General features: G+C 71.1%; 8 protein-coding genes. All 8 read right to left on the reverse strand.

Annotated elements, in window-relative coordinates; genetic code table 11:
* Positions 1 to 63: 63 nt before the first annotated feature.
* Positions 64 to 1071, reverse strand: a complete 1008-nt coding sequence (locus AB0I49_RS38000; RefSeq protein WP_363231809.1) for a lysophospholipid acyltransferase family protein — start codon at positions 1069 to 1071, stop codon at positions 64 to 66.
* A gap of 14 nt (positions 1072 to 1085) precedes the next feature.
* Positions 1086 to 2132, reverse strand: a complete 1047-nt coding sequence (locus AB0I49_RS38005; protein WP_363231810.1) for an NAD-dependent epimerase/dehydratase family protein — start codon at positions 2130 to 2132, stop codon at positions 1086 to 1088.
* 235 nt (positions 2133 to 2367) lie between these two features.
* Positions 2368 to 2466: an AURKAIP1/COX24 domain-containing protein gene (locus tag AB0I49_RS38010; protein ID WP_003948845.1), complete on the reverse strand. Its 99-nt coding sequence runs from the start codon at positions 2464 to 2466 to the stop codon at positions 2368 to 2370.
* Between the two features lie 150 nt (positions 2467 to 2616).
* A complete protein-coding gene (locus tag AB0I49_RS38015; protein ID WP_031145511.1) occupies positions 2617 to 2826 on the reverse strand; it encodes a helix-turn-helix domain-containing protein in 210 nt (69 codons plus the stop codon).
* Positions 2827 to 2954: 128 nt separating this feature from the next.
* Positions 2955 to 3770, reverse strand: coding sequence for a phosphatase (locus AB0I49_RS38020; protein WP_363231811.1), 816 nt, complete (start codon positions 3768 to 3770; stop codon positions 2955 to 2957).
* Between the two features lie 132 nt (positions 3771 to 3902).
* Entirely contained in the window at positions 3903 to 5081 is a 1179-nt protein-coding gene (locus AB0I49_RS38025; RefSeq protein WP_363231812.1) for an acetoin utilization protein AcuC, read from the reverse strand.
* Positions 5050 to 6288, reverse strand: a complete 1239-nt coding sequence (locus AB0I49_RS38030) for an MFS transporter (protein WP_363231813.1) — start codon at positions 6286 to 6288, stop codon at positions 5050 to 5052. The genes AB0I49_RS38025 and AB0I49_RS38030 overlap by 32 nt, the downstream gene beginning before the upstream one ends.
* A gap of 104 nt (positions 6289 to 6392) precedes the next feature.
* Entirely contained in the window at positions 6393 to 7037 is a 645-nt protein-coding gene (locus tag AB0I49_RS38035; protein WP_363231814.1) for an HAD family hydrolase, read from the reverse strand.
* Positions 7038 to 7144: the final 107 nt, after the last annotated feature.

Raw genomic sequence — 7144 nt, forward strand, 5'->3', positions numbered from 1 at the left:
GGGAGGGCCGGTCGGCCCTCCCCGCCTCCGCTGCGTCTGTCTACCTGCCGGTCTGCTATCCGCCTAGAAGAACACCGAACGCCGCTGCACCAACAGCTTGTACAGCGTGTGCTGAATCGTTTCCCGCACCTGGTCCGTCAAGTTGAACATCAACATCGGGTCGTCCGCCGCCTCCGGCGGATAGCCGTCCGTCGCGATCGGCTCCCCGAACTGGATCGTCCACTTCGTCGGCAGCGGCACCGCGCCCAGCGGCCCCAGCCACGGGAAGGTCGGCGTGAGCGGGAAGTACGGGAGGCCCAGCAGCCGCGCGAGGGTCCGCGCGTTGCCGATCATCGGATAGATCTCCTCGGCGCCGACGATCGAGCACGGCACGATCGGCGCCCCGGCGCGCAGCGCCGTCGAGACGAACCCGCCCCGCCCGAAGCGCTGGAGCTTGTACCGGTCGGAGAACGGCTTCCCTATCCCCTTGAACCCCTCCGGCATCACCCCCACCACTTCGCCGCGCTCCAGCAGCCGCTGCGCGTCCTCCGCGCAGGCGAGCGTGTGCCCGGCCTTCCGCGCCAGCTCGTTGACCACCGGCAGCACGAAGACGAGGTCGGCGGCCAGCAGCCGCAGATGGCGTTCGGCGGGGTGCTCGTCGTGCACCGCGGCCTGGAGCATCAGCGCGTCGAGCGGCAGCGTGCCGGAGTGGTTGGCGACGATCAGCGCCCCGCCCTCGGACGGGATGTGTTCGATGCCCTTCACCTCGACCCGGAAGTACTTGTCGTAGAACGGGCGCAGCATCGACATGATCACCTGGTCGGTGAGCTCCTCGTCGTACCCGAACTCGTCGACCTCGTACTCGCCCGTGATCCGGCGGCGCAGAAAGCTCAGCCCGTGCGCGAGGCGCCGGTCCCAGCCCCCGCCGCCGTCCTGGCGCGACGGCTCGCCGGCGGGCTCCGGGTCCTCCTCCCGCTGCGGCGGTACGGGCGCCAGCGGGACGTCCGCCCGGCCGCTCGCGCGTCCGGCGCGCCTCGCCCGGCGCCGGGACCGCGGTTCCTCGCCGAACGGAATGACCTTCGCGTCCGCCATGTTGGGTGCGCTCCTCAATTCTGGTCGCCGCCGACTGGCAGCACCGCGGCGATCCGGTCGACGGTACGGGCGAGGGTCTCGGGCGGGAGCAGCCCCGGGCCGCGGCTGCGCGCGTAGTCCGCGAACGCCTCCGCGGTGGTGTATTTCGGTTCAAAACCCAGTGTCTCGCGCATCTGCGCGGTCTGGACGACCCGCCCGTGCGTCAGCAGCCGGATCTGCTCGGGCGAGAAGTCGCTGACGCCGAGGGAGCGCAGCGCGGAGCCGATCCAGGTGACGGTCGGCAGGAAGAAGGGGAGCGTGGGGCGGCCGAGGCGGCGGGCGGTCTGGGAGAGCAGCAGCACGCCGTCGCCGGCGATGTTGAAGGTGCCGCTGTTGAGCGTGGAGCGGCGCGGCTCGCCGGCGGCGATGCGCAGCACCTCGATCGCGTCGTCCTCGTGCACGAACTGGAGGCGGGGGTCGAAGCCGAGCACGGTCGGCAGGACGGGCAGCGAGAAGTACTCGGCGAGCGGCGAATCGGCGCAGGGCCCCAGCACGTTGGCGAAGCGCAGCACGCAGACGGCGACGTCCGGGCGGCGCCGCGCGAACCCGCGTACGTACCCCTCGACCTCGACGGTGTCCTTGGCGAAGCCGCCGCTGGGCAGCGACTTGGGCGGCGTGGTCTCGGTGAAGATCGCGGGGTCGCGGGGCGCGGAACCGTACACGCTGGTGCTCGACTTGATCACGAGCCGCTTGACGGTCGGCGCCTTCTGGCACGCGCCGAGCAGCTGCATCGTGCCGATGACGTTGGTCTCCTTGACCAGGGTCCGGCCGCCGCGCTTGCCGAGCGGGGTGCCGTTGACGTCCATGTGGACGACGGTGTCGACGCCGTGCTCGGCGAGGACCTTGCCGATCGTGGGGTGCCGGATGTCGGCCCGTACGAAGTCGGCCCCGCCCAGGTGGTGCTCGGGTGGCACGGCGTCCACGCCGATGACCCGGTCGACGTCGGGCTCCCGCTGGACGCGCCGTACGAAACGGCCGCCCAGCTGGCGTGCGACCCCGGTGACGAGCACGACCTTGCCCAAGATCAGCGCCTTCCCTCGAAACCTCGCTCGACGAGCGGAGCTTTGGCCGCCACCGTAGCGGCTCGTTGTTGCGCTGTGATGACCGCCCGATGCGTGGAGCTACATTTCAAGCCGTAGCGAAGGGTTCACACATAGCGACGCCTTGCCCCCAGGGTCGCCGCCCCGCCCGCACAGCACCGCAGCCCTTCCACCGTGATCCGGTGGAAGGGCTGCGGGACGTACACAGCGTCGCTGCTTACTTCTTGTTGCGACGCTGAACGCGCGTGCGCTTGAGCAGCTTGCGGTGCTTCTTCTTCGCCATCCGCTTGCGCCGCTTCTTGATAACAGAGCCCACGACTACCCTCGCTAACTTCGATCACTCGGTGCGGGGCGTCCGAGCCCACACTACCTACATCGGGCCAGCCTACCCGGCACCGAGCGATCGGCGTAATCCGAGGTGCTCGTGCGGGCGCACGCTGGGGAAACGCGTCCCCCAGCCCACCCCCTAGGCGGTCTCCACCCCCACGTAGGACTCACGGAGGTACTCGTGCACCGCCTGCTCTGGGACCCGGAAGGACCTGCCCACCCGGATCGCCGGCAGATGACCGCTGTGCACCAAGCGGTACACGGTCATCTTGGACACTCGCATCACCGAGGCGACTTCCGCCACGGTCAGGAACACGACCTCGTTCAGAGGCCTCTCGCCAGCAGCCATGTCACACCTGAACCTTCCGCACATGACGGGCACCGGCTTCCCCTCCGGTGACTCCTCGTCGCTGCGCGCTCACTCCCCAGGTTAGGGGCGGGTGATACGAGTGGGGAAGAGGAGCAGCGATCGGCCGCCTACTGTGACAGACACGCTCGATTGAGTACATAGCGAGTAAGCGGTCGGTAGTAATCAGACCGCACAGTGTCATCAAGCGGAACGGCGACGGACACCCGCCCCTCGGCCTGCCCGACGAACAGCGCCGGATCGTCCGTGTCCGCCAGACCGATGGCCTCAATGCCCAGCTGACCTGCTCCGCAGACCCATCCGTGATCCCCGATGACGAGGGTCGGCAGTCCGCTCCGGGCGTCTACGGCGGCCCCCAGAGCGGTACGAATCGGGAGGGGGGAATGGGTGTGTGCGCCCGGCGTACTACCGGGCTCCCGCGCGCCGGGTTCCCGCACCATCGCGACTCCCCGTACGTAGTCAAGGTTGTACGTGCGTACCCCGAACCGGGTCGTCATGTCGACTCTTCGACCCTGCGCCGGGGTGAGGACAGTGCATCCCGCCGCCGACAGGGCCGCGGCCAACGAGGCGTAGAAGCCCAGGAGCCGGTGCGGATGACCGGTCCCGATCAGCACGGCCGCCCCGTCCCGCGCCGCCGCGCGGAGCCGGTCGGCGAAGCATCCGAGGGCTTCCACCGTACGGTCGGGGTCGATCACATCCTGCCCGGAAGTATGTGCCGGATCGGCCGAAACCCCGCACCGTTCGCCCATAAGACCAAGTAACTCGACCAGAGACCAGTCGCGTTCGGGCTCCAGGCCGATCAGCGCACGGGGGTCGCGCGCGACGAAGAGCCGGTAGCGGTGCAGGCTCCGCTCACGGCTCGTGGCCACCGGGCCCGCCAGCCGGGCATCGAGCAGATGCGCGCGCAGGGCGTATGAACTCACCACGGGCTCCATGGTGGCCCGCCGCCCCGGCACGGTGCGGGCAAATCACCAAAACCACACGCTACGGGGCGGTCCGGTCGCCGTCGGGGCGGGCGGCGCCCAAGGGCCGGCCGCCGGCCAGGAGGCAGCCGCAGGCTAGGGCAGCGGGAGCAGGCCGTGCGCCGGGAACACCGCCCGCCGCGTGGCGAGAATCGCCTGATCCAGCCGGTCCGCCGGGTCGTATCCCGCCTCCACGAAATCCCGCCAGCCGGGGGCCCGGCCGTCCGTCATACGGGCCGGCGCCGCCGACCGGGTCCGCCGGTACACCTCGTGCCGCCACTCGTCCGGCACCCGGGACTCCGGCGGGACCGCCCGCCCCGCCGCGATCCCCACCAGATGCGTCCACGTCCGCGGCACCACGTCCACCACCGCGTACCCGCCGCCCCCCAGCGCCACCCAGCGCCCCCGCGCGTGCTCATGGGCCAGCGCGTGGCACGACTCGGCCACCATCCGCTGCGCGTCCAGCGACACCGCCAGATGCGCCAGCGGGTCCTCGAAGTGCGTGTCGGCCCCGTGCTGCGTCACCAGTACGTCCGGCGCGAACGCGGCCACCAGCTCCGGCACCACCGCGTGGAACGCCCGCAGCCACCCCTCGTCCCCGGTCCCCGCCGGCAGCGCGACGTTCACGGCCGAGCCCTCGGCCCCGTCCGCGCCCGTCTCCTGCGGCCAGCCGGTCTGCGGGAAGAGCGTGCTGGGGTGCTCGTGCAGCGAGACCGTGAGCACCCGCGGGTCCTCCCAGAACGCCGCCTGCACCCCGTCCCCATGGTGCACGTCGACATCCACGTACGCGACCCGCCGCGCCCCCAGCTCCAGGAGCCGCGCCACCGCGAGCGCCGCGTCGTTGTAGACGCAGAACCCGGACGCGCCGCCCGGCATCGCGTGGTGCAGCCCGCCCGTGAAGTTCACCGCGTGCAGCGCCTCGCCGCGCCACACCGCCTCGGCCGCGCCCACCGACTGGCCCGCGATCAGCGCCGACGCCTCGTGCATCCCCGCGAACGCCGGGTCGTCGACGGTCCCGAGCCCGTACGTGCCGTCGGCCGCGCCCGGATCGGCCGACACCCGCCGCACGGCGTCCACGTAGTCCTGCCGGTGCACGAGCCGCAGCGTGGAGTCGCCGGCCGGCTTCGCGGCCACCACGTCGACCTCGCGGTGCAGCCCGTACGCCTCGACCAACCGCATGGTCAGCGCGAGCCGCACCGGGTCCATCGGGTGCCCCGGACCGAAGTCGTAGCCCGTTACTGCCTCATCCCACATCAGCTGTGCGCGGCCGCTCATGCCCGCCACGGTATCGGTCGGCGGCGGAACCGAACGAGTGGGCGTAGAAGAGCATCGCGAGCACCAGCAGCATCGGTACGGCCATCGCGCCGCGGTAGCTCCAGGCGTCCCCCAGAGCCCCTACCAGCGGCGAACCGATCAGAAAGCCCACATAGTTGAAGATGTTCAGCCGCGCGATGGCGATATCCGTCGCTCCGGGGAACAGCCGCCCGGCCGCCGCGAAGGTCTGCGGCACGATCACGGACAGCCCGAGCCCGAGGACCGTGAAGCCGAGCATCCCGGCCCAGGCGCCGGGCGCGAGAGCGACCGCCCCGAAGCCGCACGCCGCCGCCACCGCCCCGGCCCGTACGACGGCGACCGGCCCGAACCGCCGCACGCCGCGGTCGCCGACGGCCCGCCCCAGCAGGGTCATGACCATGTAGACGTTGTACGGGACCGTGGAGAGCTGCTCCGAGCTGTGGAGCACGTCCTGGAGGTACTTGGCGCTCCAGTTGGACACCGTCGAGTCGCCTATATAGGCGAAGGCCATCACCAGGCACAGCGGCAACAGCAGCCTCATGGCCACCCGAGAACCGGGCCGGGCCGCCGGCTCCCCCTCCGCCCCGCCGTCCCGGTCCGCCCGCTCCGGCCCGCGCCGGTCCACGTACCAGCGGCTGGCGACGAGGGCCGCGGGGATCACCACCGCGACCAGCGGCGCGTACAGGACGGCGAGCGAGAGATGCCAGTGCGCGCCGGCCCAGGCGAGCGAGGCCCCGACGATCCCCCCGAGGCTGTACGCGGCGTGGAAGCCCAGCATGATGCTCCGCCCGTACGCCCGCTGCAGACTGACGCCGAGCATGTTCATCGACGCGTCCAGGCCGCCCACCGCGAGCCCGAACAGCCCGAGCGCGACCGCCGCCTCCCACACCGCGTCCCCGGAGCCCGCGGCGAGGAGCGCGAGGCAGACGACGGGCTGCACCCAGCGCAGCACGACACTCGGCCGCACCCGCGCCACCAGGTGCTCGGCGCCGACGCTGCCGGCGCCCGCGAGGATCGGCACGGCGGCCAGGAAGACGGGCAGCAGCCCGTCGGATATCCCGTACTGATCCTGAATGGCCGGGATCCGGGTCACGAGCAGAGCGAACACCGCGCCCTGCACGAAGAAGCTGACGGCCAGGGCTATTCGGCCGTGCCGCAGTCGCGCCACTGAATCGGGGGTGGCAGTCATGGCGGGGAGCGTACGGGCCGGAACTACCGCTGGGTAGATGGATCACACAGCGAATCTCGGGGGGTTCTGCGGTCGAGGCCGCGGCGGCCGGCGCCGAGGGCGGGTCAGGCGAGGAGCCGGGGAAGGTCCCCCAGGTCGGTGAACACCTCGGTCGCGCCGGCCAGCCGGTCGGCGGGGGTCATGGAGGTGAAACCGAATACGTCCATCCCCGCGGCGACGGCGGCCTCCACCCCGAGCGGGCTGTCCTCGATCACGACGCAGCGGGCCGGCTCCACGCCCATCGACCGTGCCGCGTGCAGGAACAGGTCGGGCGCCGGCTTGCCTCTGCCGACGTCGTCCGCGCTGAAGATCCACTCCTCCTCGAACCACTCGTCGAGCCCGGCCTTGCGCTGCCCGACGCGAATCCGCTCATGGGTGCCCGAGGACGCCACACAGTACGAGACCCCCTCGGCGACCAGGTACTCCAGCAGTTCGGCCGCCCCCTTCACCGGCTGGAGATGCTGCTCGAAGGCGTGGAAGACCCGCGCGTGCAGCGTCTCGTCGAACTCCGCCGGCAGCTGCCGGCCGGTCCGCTCCTGGACGATGTCGTGAATGCGATGGACGGCGGCGCCCATGTAGTCGCGGAGGGACTCGTCGTACGAGGTGGGGTAGCCCAGTTCGGTCAGGTACTCGGACAGCACCTGGTTGGAGAGCGGCTCGCTGTCGACGAGCACTCCGTCGTTGTCGAAGATGATGAGGTCGTAGCGCATGACTGCACCCTAAACGCAAAAATGCCGGTGTCCCGGACCACAAGGTCCGGGACACCGGCTAAAAATTGTTCGGCGGCGTCCTACTCTCCCACAGGGTCCCCCCTGCA

Source organism: Streptomyces sp. NPDC050617, assembly GCF_040654795.1.
In the GTDB taxonomy this organism is placed as follows: Bacteria; Actinomycetota; Actinomycetes; order Streptomycetales; family Streptomycetaceae; genus Streptomyces.

Excerpts from the sequence above, each read along its gene's own strand:
- AB0I49_RS38025 (WP_363231812.1), bottom strand. The coding sequence starts at position 5,081 with ATGAGCGGCCGCGCACAGCTGATGTGGGATGAGGCAGTAACGGGCTAC.
- AB0I49_RS38030 (WP_363231813.1), bottom strand. The coding sequence starts at position 6,288 with ATGACTGCCACCCCCGATTCAGTGGCGCGACTGCGGCACGGCCGAATA.
- AB0I49_RS38035 (WP_363231814.1), bottom strand. The coding sequence starts at position 7,037 with ATGCGCTACGACCTCATCATCTTCGACAACGACGGAGTGCTCGTCGAC.
- AB0I49_RS38015 (WP_031145511.1), bottom strand. The coding sequence starts at position 2,826 with ATGGCTGCTGGCGAGAGGCCTCTGAACGAGGTCGTGTTCCTGACCGTG.
- AB0I49_RS38000 (WP_363231809.1), bottom strand. The coding sequence starts at position 1,071 with ATGGCGGACGCGAAGGTCATTCCGTTCGGCGAGGAACCGCGGTCCCGG.